General features: G+C 62.8%; 15 protein-coding genes and 1 tRNA gene. 8 read left to right on the forward strand and 8 right to left on the reverse strand.

Going from position 1 to position 21,278, the window contains the following annotated elements; all coding sequences use genetic code 11:
• The first annotated feature begins 140 nt into the window (after positions 1–140).
• Together ACZXDY_RS07970 and ACZXDY_RS07975 are read left to right on the forward strand one after the other, a co-directional pair.
• On the forward strand, positions 141–440 hold the full coding sequence (locus ACZXDY_RS07970; RefSeq protein ID WP_464345090.1) for a hypothetical protein: 300 nt from the start codon (positions 141–143) through the stop codon (positions 438–440).
• Complete coding sequence (locus ACZXDY_RS07975) at positions 437–3,190, forward strand: HAD-IC family P-type ATPase (RefSeq protein WP_464345091.1); 2,754 nt, start codon at positions 437–439, stop codon at positions 3,188–3,190. The genes ACZXDY_RS07970 and ACZXDY_RS07975 overlap by 4 nt, the downstream gene beginning before the upstream one ends.
• Positions 3,191–3,232: 42 nt before the next feature.
• Here the strand turns inward: ACZXDY_RS07975 and ACZXDY_RS07980 are convergent, their stop codons facing one another.
• Entirely contained in the window at positions 3,233–4,135 is a 903-nt protein-coding gene (locus tag ACZXDY_RS07980) for a polyphosphate kinase 2 family protein (protein ID WP_464345092.1), read from the reverse strand.
• A gap of 503 nt (positions 4,136–4,638) precedes the next feature.
• On the opposite strand from ACZXDY_RS07980, the gene ACZXDY_RS07985 reads away from it, so the two are divergent.
• The 3 genes from ACZXDY_RS07985 to ACZXDY_RS07995 are packed head-to-tail and all read left to right on the forward strand — an operon-like array spanning position 4,639 to position 9,278.
• The gene (locus ACZXDY_RS07985; protein ID WP_464345093.1) at positions 4,639–5,658 is read left to right on the forward strand and encodes a TRAP transporter substrate-binding protein; all 1,020 of its coding nucleotides are present in this window, start codon (positions 4,639–4,641) and stop codon (positions 5,656–5,658) included.
• A gap of 44 nt (positions 5,659–5,702) precedes the next feature.
• Complete coding sequence (locus ACZXDY_RS07990; RefSeq protein ID WP_464345094.1) at positions 5,703–7,601, forward strand: TRAP transporter large permease; 1,899 nt, start codon at positions 5,703–5,705, stop codon at positions 7,599–7,601.
• Between the two features lie 27 nt (positions 7,602–7,628).
• Entirely contained in the window at positions 7,629–9,278 is a 1,650-nt protein-coding gene (locus tag ACZXDY_RS07995; RefSeq protein WP_464345095.1) for an acyl-CoA synthetase, read from the forward strand.
• A 114-nt stretch (positions 9,279–9,392) separates the two neighbouring features.
• On the opposite strand, the gene ACZXDY_RS08000 is transcribed toward ACZXDY_RS07995, so the two are convergent.
• The 7 genes from ACZXDY_RS08000 to ACZXDY_RS08030 all read right to left on the reverse strand — a co-directional run bounded on the left by ACZXDY_RS08000 (position 9,393) and on the right by ACZXDY_RS08030 (position 17,131).
• Positions 9,393–10,199, reverse strand: coding sequence for an MBL fold metallo-hydrolase (locus ACZXDY_RS08000; protein WP_464345096.1), 807 nt, complete (start codon positions 10,197–10,199; stop codon positions 9,393–9,395).
• On the reverse strand, positions 10,196–10,987 hold the full coding sequence (locus tag ACZXDY_RS08005; RefSeq protein WP_464345106.1) for a TatD family hydrolase: 792 nt from the start codon (positions 10,985–10,987) through the stop codon (positions 10,196–10,198). Before ACZXDY_RS08005 ends, ACZXDY_RS08000 begins: the two co-directional genes overlap by 4 nt.
• Positions 10,988–11,001: 14 nt before the next feature.
• A complete protein-coding gene (metG, locus tag ACZXDY_RS08010; RefSeq protein WP_464345097.1) occupies positions 11,002–12,954 on the reverse strand; it encodes a methionine--tRNA ligase in 1,953 nt (650 codons plus the stop codon).
• 58 nt (positions 12,955–13,012) lie between these two features.
• Entirely contained in the window at positions 13,013–14,053 is a 1,041-nt protein-coding gene (locus ACZXDY_RS08015; protein WP_028165674.1) for a DNA polymerase III subunit delta', read from the reverse strand.
• Positions 14,050–14,736, reverse strand: coding sequence for a dTMP kinase (tmk, locus tag ACZXDY_RS08020; RefSeq protein WP_464345098.1), 687 nt, complete (start codon positions 14,734–14,736; stop codon positions 14,050–14,052). The genes ACZXDY_RS08015 and tmk overlap by 4 nt, the downstream gene beginning before the upstream one ends.
• Position 14,737: 1 nt before the next feature.
• A complete protein-coding gene (locus ACZXDY_RS08025; protein ID WP_464345099.1) occupies positions 14,738–15,997 on the reverse strand; it encodes a D-alanyl-D-alanine carboxypeptidase family protein in 1,260 nt (419 codons plus the stop codon).
• 240 nt (positions 15,998–16,237) lie between these two features.
• Complete coding sequence (locus ACZXDY_RS08030) at positions 16,238–17,131, reverse strand: septal ring lytic transglycosylase RlpA family protein (protein WP_464345100.1); 894 nt, start codon at positions 17,129–17,131, stop codon at positions 16,238–16,240.
• A 924-nt stretch (positions 17,132–18,055) separates the two neighbouring features.
• Between ACZXDY_RS08030 and ACZXDY_RS08035 the strand changes: the two genes are divergently transcribed.
• From ACZXDY_RS08035 to ACZXDY_RS08045, 3 genes are all read left to right on the forward strand, one after another.
• Positions 18,056–18,793, forward strand: coding sequence for a hypothetical protein (locus tag ACZXDY_RS08035; RefSeq protein ID WP_464345101.1), 738 nt, complete (start codon positions 18,056–18,058; stop codon positions 18,791–18,793).
• Positions 18,794–19,068: 275 nt separating this feature from the next.
• Positions 19,069–19,158 (forward strand) — tRNA-Ser (locus ACZXDY_RS08040).
• A 152-nt stretch (positions 19,159–19,310) separates the two neighbouring features.
• On the forward strand, positions 19,311–20,543 hold the full coding sequence (locus ACZXDY_RS08045; protein WP_464345102.1) for a tyrosine-type recombinase/integrase: 1,233 nt from the start codon (positions 19,311–19,313) through the stop codon (positions 20,541–20,543).
• Positions 20,544–21,278: the final 735 nt, after the last annotated feature.

Raw genomic sequence — 21,278 nt, forward strand, 5'->3', positions numbered from 1 at the left:
CGAGGGTGACGCGAACCGAGCGCGTTGCGCGCTAGGTAAGCGTTGCTGACGTGTCAAGGCGTGTCAATCGACCAAGAATCTTGGCGAGCTGCGATGCAAGCGAGAGGTAGAAAGCTCACCACACGGCTAGATACGTTGCCTTGGTGAGCGTTCGTTGCATCGTCGGGTCTTCGGATCTTACGAACGAGAAGTTCGTCGACGCGTTGCACCCGATATCGCTCGGTATCCGCTCGCGTGCTGTCGGCTGTATCGATCCTGGTCGTCAGCCTGGGCGGCAATTGCTCCTTGAGTTGTATTTGGCGAGGGACGGTGCGATGATGCTCGCGCTCACCGACGCGTACTTGAATGCGATCGTACCGGATTTGGTGCCGACTGCCAGCCTTGGACGATCGGTTTCTGGAATTCCAGGTCGCAAGCTTTTCTTCCTTGCAGACGCATGAGCACAGCAGTGAATGCGAACCCGGTCAGCGAGATTGTTGCCTGGCACGCGATATCTCAACAAGAGGTCGTGGAGCGACTCGGCACCAGCCGGGAGAAAGGTCTCGATCCGGCTGAGGCCGCGGTCCGCCTTCGGAAATACGGGCCAAACCGTCTGCCGGAAGGCAGGAAGGAGGGACCGTTTGCCCGGTTTCTCGCGCAGTTCAACAACATCCTGGTCTACGTGCTGCTCGCCGCGGGATTCACCAAGTTGATGCTGAACCTTTGGGTTGATGCCGCAATCATTTTTGCTGTGGTCATTCTCAACGCGCTGCTCGGGTTCATTCAGGAGGGCAGGGCCGAGAAGGCACTGGACTCCATCCGCAACATGCTGTCCGCGGAGGCGCGGACGGTGCGCGGTGGCGAGAGCCGCATGATTGCTGCGGAGCAACTTGTTCCGGGCGACGTCGTGCTCCTGGAGTCGGGTGACAAGATTCCTGCAGACCTGCGGCTCATCGAGACAAAGAACCTGCGGACCGAAGAGGCCGCCCTCACTGGCGAATCGGTACCGGCGGAAAAGAGGGTCGATGCAGTACCTGTGAACGCAACGGTCGGGGATCGCGAGAGCATGGCGTTTTCCGGCACCATGGTCACGTCCGGTCGCGCGACCGGAGTGGTCGTCTCGACCGGCAGCGAGACCGAGCTCGGCCGCATCAACCAGCTGCTCGCCAATGTCAGTGCGCTCGAGACTCCGTTGCTGCGCCAGGTCAAGAAATTCGGCTACGCCATCACCGCTGCGATCGGGGTGATCAGCGTCCTGATATTCGCCTACGGGAAGTGGGTGAAGGGTATGGACTTTGTGGAGTTGTTCCAGGCTGTTGTCGGCATCGCGGTATCGCTTATTCCGGAGGGACTACCCGCGCTCATCACGATTACCCTGGCCATCGGCGTGCAGCGCATGGCGCAGCGCAACGCCATCATCCGGCGATTGCCCGCGGTCGAAACGCTTGGATCGGTGTCGCGGATCTGCTCGGACAAGACGGGCACGCTGACGCTTATGGAAATGATGGTGGTGTCCGCCGTTACGGCTGAGTCAGCATATCAAATTACAGGCGACGGTTATTCGCCGAAGGGGGAGATCAGAAAGGACGGAGAGGCCGCGGGCAGGGAGCCGGTACTCGCGCTCATGGGGCGGGTCTCGTTGCTCTGCAACGATGCGGAGCTGTTTCTGGAGGAAGGCCGCTGGAAAGTGGAGGGCGATCCGACGGAAGGGGCGCTCTATCCATTCGCGGCCAAGCTCGGTATGGATCGGCAGGCAGAGCAGGCAGCAGCTCCGCGTATCGATGCCATTCCCTTCGAATCCGAGCACAAGTTCATGGCGACGCTCCATGAGGCTGTGGGCGGCGAGCAGGTGGTGCTGCTGGTCAAGGGCGCTCCGGAAGTGATCCTCGATCACTGCGATCGCCAGCAGACCGCCGACGGCCCGCCGAGGCCCCTCGACCGCGAGCACTTCTTGAAACAATCAGACGGACTTGCGGCTCAAGGCGAACGTGTGCTGGCGCTGGCGTGGCTCGAGAATCCGAATGTGAAGGCCGGCAGTCTCACCGCGGCCGACTTGCCACGGACGCTCGTCTTGCTCGGCCTGATCGGCTTGCTGGATCCGCCGCGCAAAGAGGCCATCGAGGCTGTGAAGGAGTGCCATGGCGGTGGCATCCGGGTCACCATGATCACGGGCGATCACAAGATCACCGCCGCGGCCATCGCCAAGATGCTCGGTCTCGGCGACGGGAAGACGGCGATCACGGGCACCGAAATCGAGGGTATGGACACCGCGACGTTGCAGGAACGCGTTCGCACCGTTGATGTCTTCGCGCGTGCCAGCCCTGAACACAAGCTGCGCCTTGTGAAGGCCATTCAGGCCAACAACCAAATCGTGGCAATGACAGGCGATGGCGTAAACGACGCGCCTTCGCTCAAGAAAGCCGACATCGGCGTTGCCATGGGTATCAAAGGCACCGAGGTGACGAAGGAGGCCGCCGGGATGATTCTGGCCGACGACAACTTCGCCTCGATCTCGGCAGCAGTGAAGGAGGGGCGCACGGTCTACAACAACATCGAGAAGGCCATGCTTTTCCTGTTGCCGACCAACGTCGCGCAGGCGATGGTGATTGCGTCGGCCATCTTTCTCGGCTTCACCATGCCGATCACCGCCCCGCAAGTCCTCTGGGTCAATATGGTGACTTCGGTCGCGCTTGGCCTGGTCATCTCCTTCGAGCCGCACGAGATCGATGTGATGCAGCGGCCGCCGCGCGCGGTGGATCGCCCGATCGTCACAGGATTCGGGATTTGGCGGATCGTCTTTGTCGGCTTGGCGCTCCTTGCCTACACCTTGCTGGCATTCTTCTGGATGAAGGCCGAGGGCGCTTCGGACGGATTGGCGCGGACGGTCGCCGTCAATGCCATCACGATCGGCCAGGTCTTCTATCTCTTGAACAGCCGCTATCTGCTCGACTCGTCGCTCGACTTCACGGCGCATATGGGCAACCCGTACTTGCCGCTCGGGATCATCGCCGTGGTGATCCTGCAACTGATCTTCACCTACACACCACCGTTCCAGGCGACGTTCGGCAACGAAGCTATCCCGTTGTGGGTCTGGCCCTGGCTGCTGGCAGGCGGTCTGGTGTTCTTCCTCGTCGTAGAGGCTGAGAAGCTGATCATTCGCTCGTCGGGCTCGCTGCGGAAGGTTGTCGTCGCTGCCGAAGCTGGCACATGACTGATCGCAGAGCCTTGGATCTCAGAGCCTTGGACAAAGGCGTCAGCCTTCGCCCGCAAGCTCCGCACGCGCGGCCGCCAGCTCCTTCTTCTGGCCCGCGCTCAGCGTCGGGTATGCAAGATCAAGCTGCTCGACCGCCTCCACGATCGCCGCGGCGACGACAAGCCGGGTGAACCACCTGTTGTCGGCTGGCACCACATACCACGGCGCGTGCTCCGAAGCCGTGACCCGGATTGCATCTTCAAACGAGCGCATGTAGTCGTTCCAGAACTTGCGCTCGTGGATGTCCGAAGGGGAGAACTTCCAATTCTTCTCCGGCTCGTCGAGGCGCTTCATGAAGCGCTTTTTCTGCTCTTCGCGCGAAACGTTCAGGAAAAACTTGAGGATGACCACGCCCTGCCGCGTCAGGTAGTCCTCGAAATGCGCGATGTCGGCGAGCCGTTCGTCCCAGATCCGCTTGCTCATGAACCGCGGAGGCAATTTCTGCCGCTCCAGGATATCCTCGTGCACGCGCACAATGAGGACTTCCTCGTAATAGGAGCGATTGAATATGCCGATCCGCCCGCGCTCAGGCAGACGCTTGACGTAGCGCCACATGAAGTCGTGGTCGAGCTCTTCCTGCGAAGGCTGCTTGAACGAGTAGACCTGACAGCCTTGCGGATTGACCCCCGACATGACGTGTTTGATCGTGCTGTCCTTGCCAGCAGCATCCATGGCCTGGAAGACGAGCAGCAGCGACCAGCGATCCTGCGCATACAGCATGTCTTGTTCTTCCGCCAGCCACTGAGTGCCGCGTTGAAGGAGGCCGGCAGCTTCACCCTTGTCCATCTTCAGGCCGCGCGTATCGCCGGGGGCGAAATCCTTCAATTGAAAGCGCTTGCCGTTAGCGACGCGGAACGGGTGGGTGTACTTCTGGATTTGGTCGAGAATCTCTTTCCTCGGCATAGCGAGACCTCCCATTTGTGAAGAGACAATCTCGCTCGGTCGGCTAGACGCCGCAATGCTGTCGGCCTCAGTGATCGGGCAGCTCAGCACGATCTGGAATTCCCGGGCCGATCGCCAGCGCGGGAGCAATTGCAGGGAGGGCGCGCAGGACTCGCGTGAACGGACCGCAGAAAATCGGGAGAGCGCTACAACAACGGTTCGAGGCTATGGCCTATACCAAATTCGCATAAGGTATATTATGGAATATATTTATATACCATCAGATCAAAGATTTAGGCGAACTTCCTGATAGAAACGGCAATCTAGCGCGTCAGCGCCAGCTTCCCGTCAGGCAATCCGGAGCGACCGCATTGGCCAGTCCGCATGTGAGCATCCAGCCGTCCGCCGCCCTGTGTGAAAGCCTATATTGCCGCCGGCTCCAGACGCTGCAATAAGCGCCAGCGAGATCGCTTGCCGACCCGCGGCACGGACAACAACAAGCCTCATAAAGGGAGCAAACCAAGATGAGCTTTTCACGACGCGCGCTACTGAAGGCATCGGCTGCCTCGGCCGTTTTGGGCGGCCTTGGCGCGCCATTGGTGGCCCGCGCGCAAGCCGCCGAGTTCACCTACAAATACGCCAACAATCTCCCGGACAGCCATCCCATGAACGTCCGCGCCCGCGAGATGGCGGCGGCGATCAAGACCGAGACCAATGGCCGCTTCGACCTGCAAGTCTTCCCCAACAACCAGCTCGGTTCCGATACCGACGTGCTGAGCCAGATCCGTTCCGGCGGCGTCGAGTTTTTCACGCTGTCCGGCCTGATTCTGTCGACGCTGGTGCCGGCGGCATCCATCAACGGCATCGGGTTCGCGTTCCCGGACTATGACAGGGTCTGGAAGGCCATGGATGGCGGGCTGGGCGCCTATGTCCGCGGCGAGATCAAGAAGGCCGGGCTCGAGGTGATGGAAAAGATCTGGGACAACGGGTTCCGCCAGACCACGTCGTCGACCAAGCCGATCAACGGTCCGGAGGATTATAAAGGCTTCAAGATCCGCGTGCCGGTCTCGCCCTTGTGGACCTCGATGTTCAAGGCGTTCGACGCCGCCCCCGCCTCGATCAATTTCAGCGAGGTCTATTCGGCGCTGCAGACCAAGATCGTCGAGGGTCAGGAGAACCCGCTGGCGATCATCTCGACCGCCAAGCTGTACGAGGTGCAGAAGTACTGCTCGCTGACCAACCACATGTGGGACGGCTTCTGGTTCCTCGCCAACCGCCGCGCCTGGGAGAAACTGCCGGAGGACGTCAGGACCATCGTCGCCAAGAACATCAATGCGGCGGCCGTCAACGAGCGCGCCGACGTCGCCAAGCTGAACGCCAATCTGCAGCAGGAACTGGCCGGCAAGGGCCTCGTCTTCAACCAGCCGGGCATCACGCCGTTCCGCGACAAGCTGCGCGCCGCGGGCTTCTATGCCGAATGGAAGGGCAAGTATGGCGACCAGGCCTGGGAGCTTTTGGAGAAATCCGTCGGCAAACTGTCGTAAGCTCCAGCGCGCCAACTCAATAATCTCTAGTGCAGGGGGCCGTGATGGCTCATGCCGAACTGAGCGAGATCATGGCCGGCGAGGCGGACCACTCCCCTCGCCGCCGTTCGTTCACGGAATCGCTCGAACACACCCTCGGACGGCTGGTCGAGATCCCGGCGGCGCTATTGGTCGTAGCCGAGATCGTGATCCTGTTCGCCGGCGTGGTTGCTCGCTATGCGCTGCACAGCCCGCTGATCTGGTCGGACGAACTGGCCTCGATCCTGTTCCTGTGGCTGGCGATGCTGGGCGCTGCGGTCGCGTTCCGCCGCGCCGAGCACATGCGGATGACCGCCGTCGTCGCCAATGCGCGTCCGGCGCTGCGGTCCTATCTCGATCTCGTCGCCACCGCCGCGGCGCTGGCGTTCCTGCTTCTGATCGCCTGGCCGGCCTACGAATACGCTTACGAGGAAAGCTACATCACGACGCCGGCGCTGCAGATCCTCAATAGCTGGCGGGCGGCGGCGCTGCCGACCGGGATCGGCCTGATGGCGCTGTTCGCGCTGCTGCGGCTCGCCCGCGCGGCCAATGTGCGGACGGTGCTGGCCGCAATCGCATCGGTAGTGGCGGTGATCGCCGTATTCTGGCTGCTCAAGGGCGTCTTGCGACCGCTTGGCAACCTCAATCTCATCATCTTCTTTGTCGGCGTCACCGGCTTTTCGGTCTTCGCCGGCGTGCCGATCGCGTTCGCGTTCGGGCTTGCGACCTACGGCTATCTGGCGCTGACCACCAGCACGCCGCTGATGGTGCTGGTTGGCCGCATGGACGAGGGCATGAGCCATCTGATCCTGTTGTCGGTGCCGCTGTTCGTCTTCCTGGGGCTTCTGATCGAGATGACCGGCATGGCGCGGGCGATGGTCGCCTTCCTGGCGAGCCTGCTCGGTCATGTCCGTGGCGGACTGCATTACGTGCTGGTCGGCGCGATGTATCTGGTCTCCGGCATTTCCGGCTCCAAGGCCGCCGACATGGCCGCCGTCGCGCCGGTGCTGTTTCCGGAGATGAAGGCGCGCGGCGCCCGTCCCGGCGATCTCGTCGCCCTGCTCTCCGCCACCGGCGCGCAGACCGAAACCATCCCGCCGAGCCTCGTGCTGATCACCATCGGCTCGGTCACCGGCGTTTCGATCGCCGCACTGTTCACCGGCGGCCTGCTGCCTGGCGTGGTGCTGGCGATCACGCTGTCGGTGCTGGTCTGGTGGCGCTACCGCAAGGAGGACTTGCGGCACGTGAAGAGGGCGAGCGGCGCCGAGATTGGGCGGACACTCATCATCGCCCTGCCGGCGCTGGCCCTGCCTTTCGTGATCCGCTACGCCGTCATCGAGGGCATCGCCACCGCAACGGAAGTCTCTACGATCGGCATCGTCTACGCCTTTATCGTCGGCTTCTTCATCTATGGCCTTTTGATCTACCGCAATTTCGACTGGCGGCGACTCGTGCCAATGCTGGTCGAGACGGCTTGCCTGTCGGGTGCGATCCTCCTGATCATCGGCACGGCAACCGGGATGGCCTGGGGGCTCACCCAGTCCGGCTTCTCCCGGGCGCTCGCCGCGGCCATGACTGGCCTCCCCGGCGGCTCGGCAAGCTTCATCGCGGTGTCGATCCTGGCATTCGTGATCCTCGGCAGCGTGCTCGAGGGGATACCGGCGATCGTGCTGTTCGGGCCATTGTTGTTCCCGATTGCGCGTGCCGTCGGCGTCCACGAGGTGCACTATGCCATGATCATCATCCTGGCGATGGGCATCGGATTGTTCGCACCGCCCTTCGGCGTCGGCTATTATGCGGCCTGCGCCATCGGGCGCGTCGATCCGGCGGAAGGCATCAGACCGATCTGGGGCTATCTTCTGGCGCTGATGGTTGGATTGATCATCGTCGCGGTCTTCCCGTGGATTTCCATCGGGTTCTTGTGAGACTTTAATCTTTAATGGGATCCAGCCATGAGCGCAGCCCAAAACCAGTACAATATCGGATTGGACAAGACACCGGCCAACTACGTGCCGCTGACGCCGCTCAGCTTCCTGGCGCGTTCGGCCGCCATCTATCCCGACCATGTCAGCACCGTCTATGAAGGCCGTAGCTTCACCTGGGCCGAGACTTACGATCGCTGCCGGCGCTTCGCGTCCTATCTCGCCAGCCGCGGCATCGGGGTTGGCGATACCGTTGCGGCGATGCTGCCGAACATCCCCGCGATGAACGAACTGCATTTCGCGGTGCCGATGACCGGCGCGGTCTTGAACACGTTGAACATCCGGCTCGACGCGCCGTCGATCGCGTTCCAGCTCGATCATGGCGGCGCCAGGATCATCCTGGTCGATCCCGAATTCGCCGACGTCATCGCCGACGCGCTGCCGCAGATGAAAGGTCCCAAGCCTTTCGTCATCGACGTCGATGATGCATCGTTCGATGGCGGCCAGCGCATCGGCGAGATCGAATATGAAGCGGCGCTCGCGCTGGGCGATCCCGCCTTTGTCGAGCGTCGGCCTGACGACGAATGGGAAGCGATCGCGCTCAGCTATACGTCAGGGACCACGGGTAATCCCAAGGGCGTGGTGACGCATCACCGCGGCGCCTATCTCAACGCCGTCAGCAACATTCTGGCCGGCAATCTCGGCCAGCGTCCCGTCTATCTCTGGACACTGCCGATGTTCCACTGCAACGGCTGGTGCTTTCCCTGGACCATAGCAGCCGCCGCAGGCGTCAATGTCTGCCTGCGCAAGGTCGAGCCCACCAGGATCTTCGAACTGATCGCAACACACGGCGTCACCCACATGTGCGGCGCGCCGATCGTCTACAACGTGCTGATCAATGCGCCGGACGCGCCGAAGGGCGGGCGCGCAAAGCCCGTGATCGGATTGATCGCAGGCGCCGCCCCGCCGGTCGCCGTGCTCGAAGGCGCCGAGCGGATCGGCATCAAGCTCACCCATGTCTATGGCCTGACCGAAGTCTATGGCCCCGCCTCCGTCTGCGCCGAGCAGCCCGGCTGGGACGAATTGCCCGCCCCGCAGCGCGCTCAGATGAAACGGCGACAGGGCGTGCCCTACCCGCTCGAGGAGGCCGTCACCGTGCTCGATCCGGCCACGATGCAGCCCGTGCCGCGCGACGGCGAGACCATCGGCGAAGTCATGTTCCGCGGCAACATCGTGATGAAGGGCTATCTGAAGAACGAGAAGGCGACGCAGGAAGCCTTCGCCGGCGGCTGGTTCCACACCGGCGATCTCGGCGTGCTCGATCAGCACGGCTACGTCATCATCAAAGATCGCTCCAAGGACATCATCATCTCCGGCGGCGAGAACGTCTCCTCGGTCGAGGTCGAGGACATCCTCTACAAGCACCCCGCGGTGCTGTTTGCGGCAGTGGTCGCCAAGCCCGACCCGAAATGGGGCGAAGTGCCCTGCGCCTTCGTCGAGCTCAAGGAAGGTGCGCAGGCGACGGAGGCAGAGATCATCGCCTTCTGCCGCGAGCAGATGTCCGGCTTCAAGACGCCGAAGGCGGTCGTGTTCGGCCCGATTCCGAAGACCTCGACCGGCAAGATCCAGAAATTCATGCTGCGCAACCAGGTCGGATCAGCAAAGGCGATCACGGCGTAACTGGCGGTCATTCCGGGGCGATGCGTAGCATCGAACCCGGAATCTCGAGATTCCCCGACGCGCAATTGCGCACCTGAGGTCTGGTCCTTCGGACCATCCCGGAATGACCTCAGCTCATCCCGCTTTGTCCAACACCAGCCGCATGCCGTCATACGCCGGCACCACACCGGCGGGGAGCTTTTGCCGCAACGCCTCATAGTCGAGGTCGGCGTGCATATTGGTGATGACGGCGCGCTTCGGCTTGAAGCGGTCAATCCATGACAGCGCATCGGCCACGCTGAAATGGCTGGAATGCGTCACATAGCGCAATCCGTCGACGATCCAGAGATCGAGGTTCTCCAGCGCCGGCCAGCTTTCCTTGGGAATGTCGTGCAGGTCGGGCGTGTAGGCGGCATTGCCGACGCGAAAGCCGAGCGCGGGAATCCTGCCGTGCTGGACCAGGAAGGCGGAAAGCTTGACCGGACCGCCCTTCCCCTCGGTCGTGTGGCTCTCGCCCGCCTCGATACCGTGACGCGTCAAGATTGGCGGATAGTCGCTGCCCTCGGGCGAGATGAAGCAATAGGAGAACCGCGCCATGATGTCCTTGGCGGTCGACTGGTTGAAGTAGACCGGAATGCGTCGGCGCTGATGCATCACCACCGAGCGCAGGTCGTCGATGCCATGGGTCTGGTCGGCGTGCTCATGCGTGAGGAAGACCGCGTCGATGTGATCGACGTTGGCGTCGATCAGTTGCTCACGCAGGTCGGGCGAGGTGTCGACCACGATCCGCGTGGTGCCGTGCGCGCCGTTGCGCTCGACCAGCAGCGAGCAGCGGCGGCGGCGGTTCTTCGGATTGTTCGGATCGCAGGCGCCCCAACCGAGCGCCGGGCGCGGCACGCCGGCGGAGGAGCCGCAGCCCAAAATCGTCAACGTGATCGTCATGCCGCCTCTTTCGGAGCCGGCACTTTCGAGAAGAGTCGGAAGAAGTTTTCGGTGGTCTGCCGCGAAATTTCCTCCAGTGAAACGCCGCGCGTCTCGGCGAGGACCTTGGCGACCTCGACCACGTAAGAAGGCTCGTTGCGCTTGCCGCGGAATTTGCCGGGCGCGAGATACGGCGAGTCGGTCTCGACCATGATGCGATCATCAGGCAGTTCGGCCGCGAGCGCCCGCAACGCCTCCGATTTCTTGAAGGTCAGGATGCCCGTGAACGAGATCGACAGGCCAAGCGAAATCGCTTTCATCGCGAGCTCACGCCCGCCGGTGTAGCAATGCAGCACCGCCTTGAACGGTCCCTTCGCCACCTCGTCTTCCAGAATGCGGCCGCAATCCTCGTCCGCCTCGCGGGTGTGGATCACGAGCGGCAGGCCGGTGGCGCGTGCAGCGGAAATATGCGCGCGGAAGCCGCGCTCCTGCGCCTCGCGCGAACCGTGCTGGTAGAAGTAGTCGAGCCCGGCCTCGCCGAGCGCCACGACCTTCGGATGCCTGGTCAGCTCGATCAGTTCGGCCGGCGCAATGCCGTCTTCCTCGTCGGCCTGATGCGGATGCGTGCCGACCGAGCAATAGACGTTCGGAAAACGCTCGGCGATCATAAGCAGCCCATCGAGCCGCCGCACCCGGGTCGAGATCGTGACCATGCGCCCCACGCCCGCGCCCTCGGCCCGCGCGACGATGGCGTCGAGATCCTCGGCAAAGTCAGGAAAATCCAGGTGGCAATGGCTGTCGACCAGCATGTCCTTCCAACCGCTCAATCGGTCTTTGGTTCGACGTAGCGCGGGAACACGCCGACCGGCGGCGGCAATTGGACGCCCGGCTTGAGCCGCTCGCCAAAGGCTGCGAATTGGCGCGACTTATGATCGTCCCTGGGAATACCCAGACTGTCGAGCAGCTTGGCCGAGGCTTCCGGCATCACCGGCTGCGTCAGGATCGCGATCTGGCGCACGACCTCCGCGGTCACATACAGCACCGTCTTCTGCCTGATAGGATCGGTCTTGGCCAGCGCCCATGGCGCTTCGCCCGCGAAGTAGCGGTTGGCTTCGGCCACCACGGCCCACACCGTGTTCAGCCATTGGTGGATCTGCTGGGTCGCCATCGCATTTCGCGACGCCTCCAGCATGTTATCTGCCTGCGCCAGGATCGCCTTGTCATTGTCCGAGAACTCGCCGGGCTCCGGCAGCACGCCGTCGAGCTGCTTGGCGATCATCGACAGCGAGCGCTGCGCCAAATTGCCGAGATCGTTAGCAAGGTCGGCATTGATGCGCGCGACGATGGCCTCGTGGCTGTAATTGCCGTCCTGCCCGAATGGCACCTCGCGCAGGAAGAAATAGCGCATCTGATCGACGCCATACTGGTCCGCGAGGTTGAAGGGATCGACGACATTGCCGACCGACTTCGACATCTTCTCGCCCCTGCTGAACAGGAAGCCGTGGGCATAGACGCGCTTCTGCACGGGGATGCCGGCCGACATCAGGAAAGCGGGCCAATACACCGCGTGGAAGCGGATGATGTCCTTGCCGATGATGTGCACATCCGCCGGCCAATAGCGCCAGTTTGTATCGTTCTCGTCGGGATAGCCGACGCCGGTGATGTAGTTGGTGAGCGCGTCGACCCAGACATACATCACATGCTCGGGATCATTGGGCACCTTGACGCCCCAGTCGAACGTCGTGCGCGAGATCGAGAGATCCCTCAGCCCGCTCCTGACGAAGCTCATGACTTCATTGCGACGCGAGTCCGGCCCGATGAAATCGGGCTGGCTCTCGTAGAGATGAAGCAGTCTGTCCTGGTACGCGGAGAGCTTGAAGAAGTAGCTCTTCTCCTCGACCCACTCGACCGGCGTGCCCTGCGGTCCGCGGCGGACATTGTCCTCGCCGACGACGGTCTCGTCCTCGGCGTAATAGGCCTCGTCGCGCACCGAGTACCAGCCGGAATAGCTGTCGAGATAGATGTCGCCATTCGCCAGCATGCGATCCCAGATCGCCTGCACCGAACGGTGGTGCGCCGGTTCGGAGGTGCGGATGAAACGGTCGAACGAGACGTTCAGCCGCTCGTCCATTTCCTTGAAGCGGGCGGCGTTGCGGGTCGCGAGTTCGTGGGGCGTCAGTCCCTCGCCTTGCGCGGTCTGGATCATCTTCTGGCCGTGCTCGTCGGTGCCGGTCAGGAAGAACACGTCCTTGCCGTCGAGCCGCTGGAAGCGCGCCAGCGCATCGGTCGCGATCGCCTCATAGGCGTGGCCGATATGCGGCTGGCCATTGGGATAGGCGATCGCGGTCGTGATGTAGAACAGGTTGCCGCGATCGGTCGCAGGCGCGGGGTTGGCGGCGGGATCGGGTCGCTTCGGCTTTGGCTTCGGCGCCTTCTTCGCCACCGGCGCGGGCACGGGTGTGCTGGCCTGCTCAGGAGCAGGAACCGGCTTTTCTGTCTCGGTCTTCTTCGTGGCTTTCTTTGCCGATTTTTTCGCGGGCTTCTTGGTCTTGGCAGGCGTCTTCTTGGTCGTTGCCTTCTTAGCAGTTGCCTTCTTGCCCGCGGCTTTCTTGACGGCGGTTTTCTTCTTGGCAGCTTTCTTCACGGCCGTCTTGGCGGTCTTTTTCGCCTTCTTCGAAGTCGCCGTCTTCTTTTTCGTGCGCGTTTTTACCGCGGCCTCGGCGGCGCGACGTGCTGCCTTCTTCGTCTTTTTCTTCTTCGAAGCTTTCCGAGCCACAACGAATTCCTCAAGGTGCAGTTCAAGCGAAAATGATCGGGATTGGTGAAACGGCGGATTACCGCACGGCTTCCGCGAGCATCGAAAACACCGAGAACACCAGCGGTTTGCGTTCCAGATTGTATGCTTCGGTGTCGCGCGCGGCGAGGACGATCTTTTCCCATACCTCCGCCAGCCGTGCAAGGCGCGGCAAATTGGCGTTGGGATCGCCCGTGCGCAGTCTGTCGCTGATCCAGCGTTCGACGCCCTCGATGAAGGCCGCGAGCGCCACGCGATCGCTGAGGCCCAGCGAATCCGCGAGCGCATGCAGTTCGCGTGGATCGACCTGCGGCAATGTCGCAAGCAGCGCCGCGGTCTTCTGCTGCAGCTTCAGCGCGTCGCCGCCGAGAAGGTTCAGCGCCCGCGCCACGCTCCCCTCCGCCGCTGCGGCGGCCTCGATCAGCGCCGGATCGTCGGGTGCCATTTCGGCGGCCGCGGAAGCGGCGTGGATCACGTCATCGGTATCGAGCGGCCTGAGCAGCAATTTACGGCAGCGGGACAGGATCGTCGGCAGCACCCGCGACGGCGCGTGGCTGACCAAAAGGAACAGCGATTGCTGCGGCGGCTCCTCGAGAATCTTCAGGAGCGCATTGGCCGCATTCGGATTGAGCTCGTCGACGGTATCAACGATGCAAACGCGCCAGCCCTCGACCGCAGCCGTCGAGCCGAAGAACGAGATGGTTTCGCGGGTCTCGTCGACCGTGATCACCGTCCGCAGCACGCCGCGGTCGTTGAGCCCGCGCTCCAGCACCAACAGCCCGCCATGAGCACCCGCCGCGACCTGCCGTGCCACCGGATCCTGCGGATCGACCGCCAGCGTCTCCGCCTGCTGCACAGAAGGCGCGAGCGGATCGCGGTGCGCCAGCACGAAGCGCGCCATGCGATAGGCCAGCGTCGCCTTCCCGATGCCGGCCGTGCCGCCGATCAGCCAGGCGTGCGGAATGCGGCCCGAGCGATAGGCCGCGAGCAGCGCGGTCTCCGCCTCGCGATGCCCGAAGAAATCGGGCATCTCGCGCGGATGCCGGACCGCGATCTCCTGCTCGACCTTGCGCGCGCTCATGCGTGGCTCGCCGCCGGAATTGCTGTGAGGAGGCGCTCGCGCAACACATGCCAGATGCGCTCGGCGACCGCATCGGCGTCGGCATCGGCATCGATCAGCAGGCAGCGCTGCGGGTCTTCGACCGCGAGCTGCCGGTACGCCTCGCGCAAATCCTGATGGAACTGAACGTCCTCGGACTCGAAGCGGTCGGGCGCCGCGCTGCCGCGCCGTGCCGCCGCCCGCTTCAGGCCGACTTCCACGGGCACGTCGAGGATGAAGGTGAGATCCGGCTTGAGGTCGCCGATGGTGACGCGCTGCATGGCGCTGACGAGGCCGGGCGGCACCTGTCCGAGCCGGCCCTGATAGACGCGCGTCGAATCGAAGAAGCGGTCGCAGAGCACCCAGATGCCCTGATTCAGCGCTGGCCGGATCACGGTGCGGACGTGATCATCGCGCGCGGCCGCGAACAGCAGCGTCTCGGCGTCGGGCCCGAGCAGCTTGCCCATGCCCGACAGCAGCAGATGGCGGATGATCTCGGCGCCCGGCGAGCCGCCGGGCTCGCGGGTGACGATGGTGCGCAGCTTGGTCCCGTTCAGCCGCTCGGCGAGCCGCTTGATCTGTGTGGATTTTCCGGACCCCTCGCCGCCTTCGAACGTGATGAAACGCCCGCGCAAGGATGGTCGTTTGGCCCTCGCCTTTGCCATATCAGAGCTTCTCGACGCCGGCGCGGAACATGCCGATGACCAGCTCCTGGGCGCCGTCGAGCGCCCGGCGCACGGTCGATCCCGTGCCGATCGCGTCCGCCGCATAGACCGGCGTTTCCACGGCGAGATTGCCGCTCCGCCAGACCCTGACGACGCCGATCTGTTGCCCGGCCTGGATCGGCGCCCGCACCGGGCCGTTATAGACCACGCGCGCGAGCAGCTTCTCATTGCCGTTCTTCGACACCATCACCTTGATCGGTTCGGGGCTCGTCAGCTTCACCGAGCGGCTTTCCCCGCCGAACACCCGGGCGTAGCCGATGGTCTGGTTGGCGGCGATCAGCGTGCGGGTCTCGAAGCTGCGGAAGCCCCATTCCAGCATCTTCTTGGCTTCGCTTGCGCGGTCATCGGCGTCCTCCAGCCCGTTGACCACCACGATCAGCCGCGTGTCGTTCTGCACGGCCGAGCCGACCATGCCGTAGCCGCCTTCCTTGGTGTAGCCGGTCTTCAGGCCATCGGCGCCGCTCAGCGAGTTCAACAGCGGATTGCGGTTGAGCTGACGGATCTTGTTCCAGGTGAATTCCTTCTCGCCGAACAGCTTGTACATGTCGGGATAGGTCAGGATGATATGGCGCGCGAGCTTCGCCAGCTCGCGGACGGTCATCTTGTTGCCGGGGTCAGGCAGGCCGTTGGAATTGGCGAAGGTCGATTTGGTCAGCCCCAGCTCCCGGGCGCGCTTGGTCATGAAGTCGGCCGCAAACTCGCGCTCGGTGCCGGCGATGCCCTCGGCGAGCGCGATGCAGGAGTCGTTGCCGCTCTGGATGATCGCCCCGTGCAAGAGGTCGTCGACCGAGACCTTACTGTGGATGGCGGCGAACATCGTCGAGCTGCCGGAGGGCGCTCCGCCCCTTCGCCAAGCGTATTCGCTTATCTTGTATTCGTCGGTCAGCTTGATGTCGCCGTTCTTGAGGGCGTTGAAGACGACTTCCGCCGTCATCAGCTTCATCATGCTCGAGGGCGCGCGGAGCTCGTCGGCGTTCTTCTCGAAAAGCACGCTGCCCGAGGACGCCTCGATCAGGATCGCGGTCGGCGCATCGCCGTCAAACCCGCCCTCCTCTTTCTTGGCGCCTTGCACGCTGTTATTGGCGGCATAGACCGCGGTGCCGCAGCCGATCGCAAGCGCGACCGCAGCCGCCGTCAGCGCGCGCCAAGGTGAACACCAGGGCCGGCGCGCCGGGAAAGCGGATCGAGAAGCAGCGATCATCGGCGATGTCCTGAAACGGGGACCTTCTACCAGTTGGAAGTACCGCAAACAACTGAGGTTTTGGCCGCAAGGCCGTAGCCGGCGCGCACTCCCGCAGTGAAAATGATCCTATCGCGGAAGCCGCGTCGGTTCCTTGAAGCAAATCCGGCAAAGACGGCGGAAACGCGTACGCCTGAACGGCTCGAGGCTGCAGCCGACGCTGATCGGGTTTCTTAAGATAAGCGCGTGAAGCTGTTGATTTTAGTACAGCCCGCGACCGCTCAGCACTTCCGCCGGACCGCGCGGATCGATCGGGACATAGGCCGAGCCGGCATCGCTCGCAGAGCTGCCATTGGCGTCATATGACACCTGCCGCAGATTCGCGGTGCCCCGCCCGCGCCCACGGCTGGAGGCGGACATTTCCGAGGTCGCATTGGTCGAGGCGTGATCGGCCGACGTATTGCCCAGCGAATAGGGCCGTCCCTCGGGCAGCGGAACTTCGCCGCGGATGTGGCCAGCCGAGGACGACATGTCAGGCACGAACGGCCGGGCCGAGGCGATCCGGACCGTGGACGGCGACGGCGCCGGCACGCCGCTGCGCAGCGTCGCCATCAACTGGCGGTCGTCGGAGCCTTCCAGCGGCGCCCGCCCAACATATTCAACGCGGACACGGGCCACGCCATGGCCTTTGAATTCAAGCAGTTCAGCGGCTTTGTTCGAGACGTCGATGAGGCGGTTGCCGTGATAGGGGCCGCGGTCGTTGACGCGCACGATCAGCGACTTGCCGTTCCGCAAATTCGTCACCCGCGCATAGGAGGGCATGGGCAGCGTCGGATGAGCGGCGGTCAGCGAGGCCATGTCGAACACTTCGCCATTGGCGGTCAGCCGACCGTGGAAATCATCGCCATACCAGGAGGCCATCCCCTCCGCGCGGTAGTTGGCGTCTTCCTCCGGCATATACATGCGCCCGGCCACCATGTAGGGCTTGCCGACCCGATAGGTCCCGCCGCCCTTCGGCACCGGGTCGCCGAAAGCAACCACGCGCGGGCTTGCGGAAACGCCGTATTTCGGATCGACGCGGCTCGCGAACTTGTTCGAGGAGGCGCAGTTGGCGAGCACCAGGCAAGTCGCGACCGCAGCCACCCCCCGCGCCATCGCTCGAATCGGATATTGCCGCTTCCCCATCGACCCCAACTACCACGCTACCGGACGCGTGCCCACTTGCGAGGCCTCTTCGCGTCACTGATCCCCACGATGCGGCCCACCTTCCGCATCAGAACGTGAGGATATCGCAACCGGAACACGGCGGAAATGGGGAGAGCCGAACCATGGTAAATTCTCAGTTGCGCCCTCCCCGGCATTCTACGGGCAAAGCTGTCCCACTTTCACACATCTGTTGCAGCAAATCATCACTTCACGGCCGATCGCAGCGTTGCCGGCAGGATTCTTTTGACTGTGCAAGGCCGCAGTCGTTCTCTCCCTCGTGCGCAGGGGGCGCAAAGGAAGTTCTGAAATGATCGAGACGGTTACGGCGGTGATGGGCCTGGTGAGCGCGGGGATCTTTCTGGCCCATGCCTATGAGGGTTTTCGCACCCGGGCGTAAAGCTCAACGCGAAATGGAAAGACGCATCACCTCTTTCCCGAAAGGTAAGTTCGTAAAGCTTTAATAGATTCGGACGAGCATCGGAGTGTAGCAGGTGCATCATGCGCAAACACGACTTGGTCTCCGACGGATTCCTGACGCTCACAGCAGCAAGCTTCGTGCTGCTGTGCTCGAGCCTGCTGGCCTTCGCGCTGAGCTAGGCTAAGGCCACGCCTCCCCGGGGCATTCCGGGCCGATCGTGCTGCGCTCTCGTTTCGACGTGCGCGGCCTTTGCAGTTTTCGCACAGTTTTTTTGATCTCGCCTTCCCTGCGCGGCGGTCGCCAGACCGTCCTTGATCTTCGCCTCCCAGCCTGAGACGAACTGCGCAAGCTCCTTAGCGAGGCTTACGCGCATTACTCCACGCCATAGAGACCACCGCTCTCTTGATCTCGCGCGCCGGTTGGGCTTTGGGTATGGCAGGTTTGGGGGAATTCCAATGCGTAAATTATCGATCGTGGCGTTGTGCGCCACGCTGGCGGGTTGTGTCTCGGCCGGCGAAACCGTTTCATTCAAGACGTCGAACCCGCAACAGCAGGCCTTGATGCGCGACGGCCAGCCCGCGCTGGTGTCGCGGCAGAAGAATTCGCTGGTGCTGGTCCGTCCAGCGGCGCGGCAGCTTCAGGCCAACGGGCGACCTGTATTTGTGGTCGGCATCAACAATCTCGGACGTCAGCCCGTCGACTTCCGCGTGGCCCAGGTCGAGGCCGTCCAGCATGTCGGCGGACAGGATTTCGGCATGCAGGTCGTCACCTACGAGATGCTGATCCAGGAGGAGAAGAACCGCCAAGTAGCGGCCGCTATCTTCACCGGTCTTGCGGCCGCCGGTAATGCGTATAGCGCCTCACAGGCTGGCCATGGTCACTACAGGACGCCCTCCGGTCGCACCGGCACTTTCTACAGTCCGACCGCTGCAGCGATCGCCCGGGAAAACGCTGCGGCACAGAATGAGGCGATGATCGAAGCCACGATCGAAACCGGCCAGCGCAATATGGCTGCGCTGGAACAAGCCGTCATCAAGGACAATACTCTGATGTCGGGTGAATGGTACGGCGGCCAGCTACACTTGGCACCGCCGACCGACCAGAGCGGCGGAGCGAAGACCTACACCATCGTCATCACCGTTGGCAGCGAGCGCCACGTGATCGATGTCTCGCAAGGGCCAGCGGGCGTCTGATCGACGAACCGAAAGCGGCACCAAGCGCTACTCCAAGGCATGGAGCGACCTGCCAGTTGCTCCGTGCCGGCGTGGATGCGGTCACAATTTCCAAGCGTCTCGGGCACGCCAAGCCTGATATCACCTTGCGCATCTACGCCCATTTGTTCAGAAAGGACGACGGCAGGTGGCAGCGGCGATCAACGCGGCGCTGAATCGCCAGGCTGCCAATCGGGTGCCGATTTCGCGGTTTGTTCCATTGAAACGTCCCGCTAAGCACTTGAAAACATTGGTTTGGAAGGGTGGCCGAGTGGTTTAAGGCACCGGTCTTGAAAACCGGCGTGCCCGCAAGGGTACCGTGGGTTCGAATCCCACCCCTTCCGCCAGTACAGTGTTCTCCGTTGTTCTCCACTGTTCGGAATCCCCAGTAAAATCAGCGCTTTCGTCGGCAGGCTGTTCGCCGTCGTTCCTCACAATCAAAGCGCAAACCGTAGCTTGGGACCGTAGGTTCGGAGGATGGTTTTGATCGGAGGAACACATGGCTGGAAAGCTGAAGCCGCTCGACGTCGAACGCGAAACGAAGCCCGGCAAGTATGCCGACGGCGACGGACTCTACCTGATCGTCACCGGCCCCGCGGCGAAGAGCTGGTCCTATCGTTATTGGAAGGACGGCAAGGAGCGGTGGCACGGCCTGGGTTCCTTCAAGGACATATCCCTCAAAAACGCTCGCCTCGCACGCGACGCAGCTCGCCTGCGCGTGAAGGGTGATCGCAACACCGCTGGTGTAGACATCGTGCAGGAACGCCGTGAGGCCCGCCAAGAGGCGAAGGCGGCAGAAGCGCAGAACGCGGCGCCGACATTCGAGGAGTGCGCCGAGGTCTATATCCGCGCGCAATGGTCGACCTGGAGCGAGAAGCACCGCGACCAATGGCCCTCCTCGCTTAAGCGCTACGCCTACCCCACTATCGGGAAGCTGACGATCGCGGAGATCAAGCCGAGCCACATCCACGAATTGCTCGAGCCCATCTGGGTGACCAAGCGCGAGACCGCCAACCGGGTGCGCGGCCGAATCGAGACGATCATCGCCAAGAACGCGAACATCGACGATCCCGATTTCCGCAATCCGGCCGAGCTGACCAAGCAGCTCCGCGAAAAGCTTCCGAAGCGGCCCAAGCGCGTCATTCGTCACCATCCGGCCCTGCCCTATGCCGATGCGGCGCAGTTTATGAGCGAGCTCCGCACGGCCGAGGCCCGCGCCGCGGTGGCGCTGCGCTTTCTGATCTTCACCGTGTGCCGCACGAACGAAATCGTCGGCGCCAAATGGTCTGAGATCGATCGGACCTTTCCAACCGGTCCGGTCTGGAGGATCCCCGGCGAGCGGATGAAGATGGACCAGGACCACTGCGTCCCGCTCTCTCAGCCGGCGCTCGACGTGCTCGACGAGCTCAGCAAAGGCCAGCAGAGCGAGCTGATCTTCACCAATCCGGATGGCCAGGAGTTTTCCGAGAACGCGATGCTCGCGGTCCTCGATCGCATGGGCTACGGGCACGTCACCGTGCACGGCTTCCGCGCGACGTTCGCGACCTGGGCCGAGGAATGCACAGACTACCCGGACGGCGTGCGCGAAGCGGCTCTGGCGCACAAATACAAAAGCGAGACGACCGCCGCGTACCAGCGCGGAGCTAAGCTCGAGAAACGGCGGGCGCTCATGAGCGACTGGGCTAACTTCATTCGCGCGCCATCGGAGGTTATCCAGCTGGCGCGCGGTTAGTGTACTCATAGAACCGGTCGCGTGACGTACAGAAGCGATGTCCGCTCTGTTCCTAAAGCGACACGGTTACCGCACTGCAGCGAAATGACGCGAAGGGCCATAACCGGAAGCCAGCTAAATCTGTTGCCTCTTGGCGATCAGAACGCCATCGTGCCAACGCGGGGAACGGCTAGTCCATCAGCCGTCAGCACTGTTCGCTATCGATCGACGCGCTGGTCCAATTATAACAATTGTATGAGACCCGGATGCGCCAAAGGCTGGCTGACCCTCATCTTCGACATGGGTGGAACCGAAGATCGGTGCTACGCAACGCCGGTGGAGAAGAGCACCTTTTGCAGCTTCCGTATTTTCGCGCTGCAATTGCATCGAGACTGCCGCTTGCACTGACTCTCTTCCCTTACTCGCCGTGCGCATGTCGCGGCGCAAGCCCCTAAAAATTGATCCGTTCGTGTCGATGAGGACTCACGCTTGAGCCGACGTCCAGTTGGAATATCCGAGTTTGCGAGTGAGTTGGATCTCAGCGCGAGTAGCGACAGCAGATCTAAACATATGTTAAGGCCGCCGCTCCGCCCCGCCCGGAATGAAGGGCCTCACCGCGGGTCATCTGCAGTGACGCGTCCGGGCGGAATGCCTAACTGCCTTCTGGCAACACTGCCGGTATCGGATCTCGATCTGTTGCGGCCCGCGCTGGAGACGGTCGCGCTCGATCAGGACGCGATCCTTGCGCGAGCGGGG

Source organism: Bradyrhizobium sp. LeoB3, assembly GCF_055456055.1.

What these genes read in the sequence shown, in the direction of transcription:
- ACZXDY_RS07975 (WP_464345091.1), top strand. Translation starts at nt 437, where the DNA reads ATGAGCACAGCAGTGAATGCGAACCCGGTCAGCGAGATTGTTGCCTGG.
- ACZXDY_RS07980 (WP_464345092.1), bottom strand. Translation starts at nt 4,135, where the DNA reads ATGCCGAGGAAAGAGATTCTCGACCAAATCCAGAAGTACACCCACCCG.
- ACZXDY_RS07985 (WP_464345093.1), top strand. Translation starts at nt 4,639, where the DNA reads ATGAGCTTTTCACGACGCGCGCTACTGAAGGCATCGGCTGCCTCGGCC.
- ACZXDY_RS07990 (WP_464345094.1), top strand. Translation starts at nt 5,703, where the DNA reads ATGGCTCATGCCGAACTGAGCGAGATCATGGCCGGCGAGGCGGACCAC.
- ACZXDY_RS07995 (WP_464345095.1), top strand. Translation starts at nt 7,629, where the DNA reads ATGAGCGCAGCCCAAAACCAGTACAATATCGGATTGGACAAGACACCG.
- ACZXDY_RS08000 (WP_464345096.1), bottom strand. Translation starts at nt 10,199, where the DNA reads ATGACGATCACGTTGACGATTTTGGGCTGCGGCTCCTCCGCCGGCGTG.
- ACZXDY_RS08005 (WP_464345106.1), bottom strand. Translation starts at nt 10,987, where the DNA reads ATGCTGGTCGACAGCCATTGCCACCTGGATTTTCCTGACTTTGCCGAG.
- ACZXDY_RS08015 (WP_028165674.1), bottom strand. Translation starts at nt 14,053, where the DNA reads ATGAGCGCGCGCAAGGTCGAGCAGGAGATCGCGGTCCGGCATCCGCGC.
- tmk (WP_464345098.1), bottom strand. Translation starts at nt 14,736, where the DNA reads ATGGCAAAGGCGAGGGCCAAACGACCATCCTTGCGCGGGCGTTTCATC.
- ACZXDY_RS08025 (WP_464345099.1), bottom strand. Translation starts at nt 15,997, where the DNA reads ATGATCGCTGCTTCTCGATCCGCTTTCCCGGCGCGCCGGCCCTGGTGT.
- ACZXDY_RS08030 (WP_464345100.1), bottom strand. Translation starts at nt 17,131, where the DNA reads ATGGCGCGGGGGGTGGCTGCGGTCGCGACTTGCCTGGTGCTCGCCAAC.
- ACZXDY_RS08035 (WP_464345101.1), top strand. Translation starts at nt 18,056, where the DNA reads ATGCGTAAATTATCGATCGTGGCGTTGTGCGCCACGCTGGCGGGTTGT.
- ACZXDY_RS08045 (WP_464345102.1), top strand. Translation starts at nt 19,311, where the DNA reads ATGGCTGGAAAGCTGAAGCCGCTCGACGTCGAACGCGAAACGAAGCCC.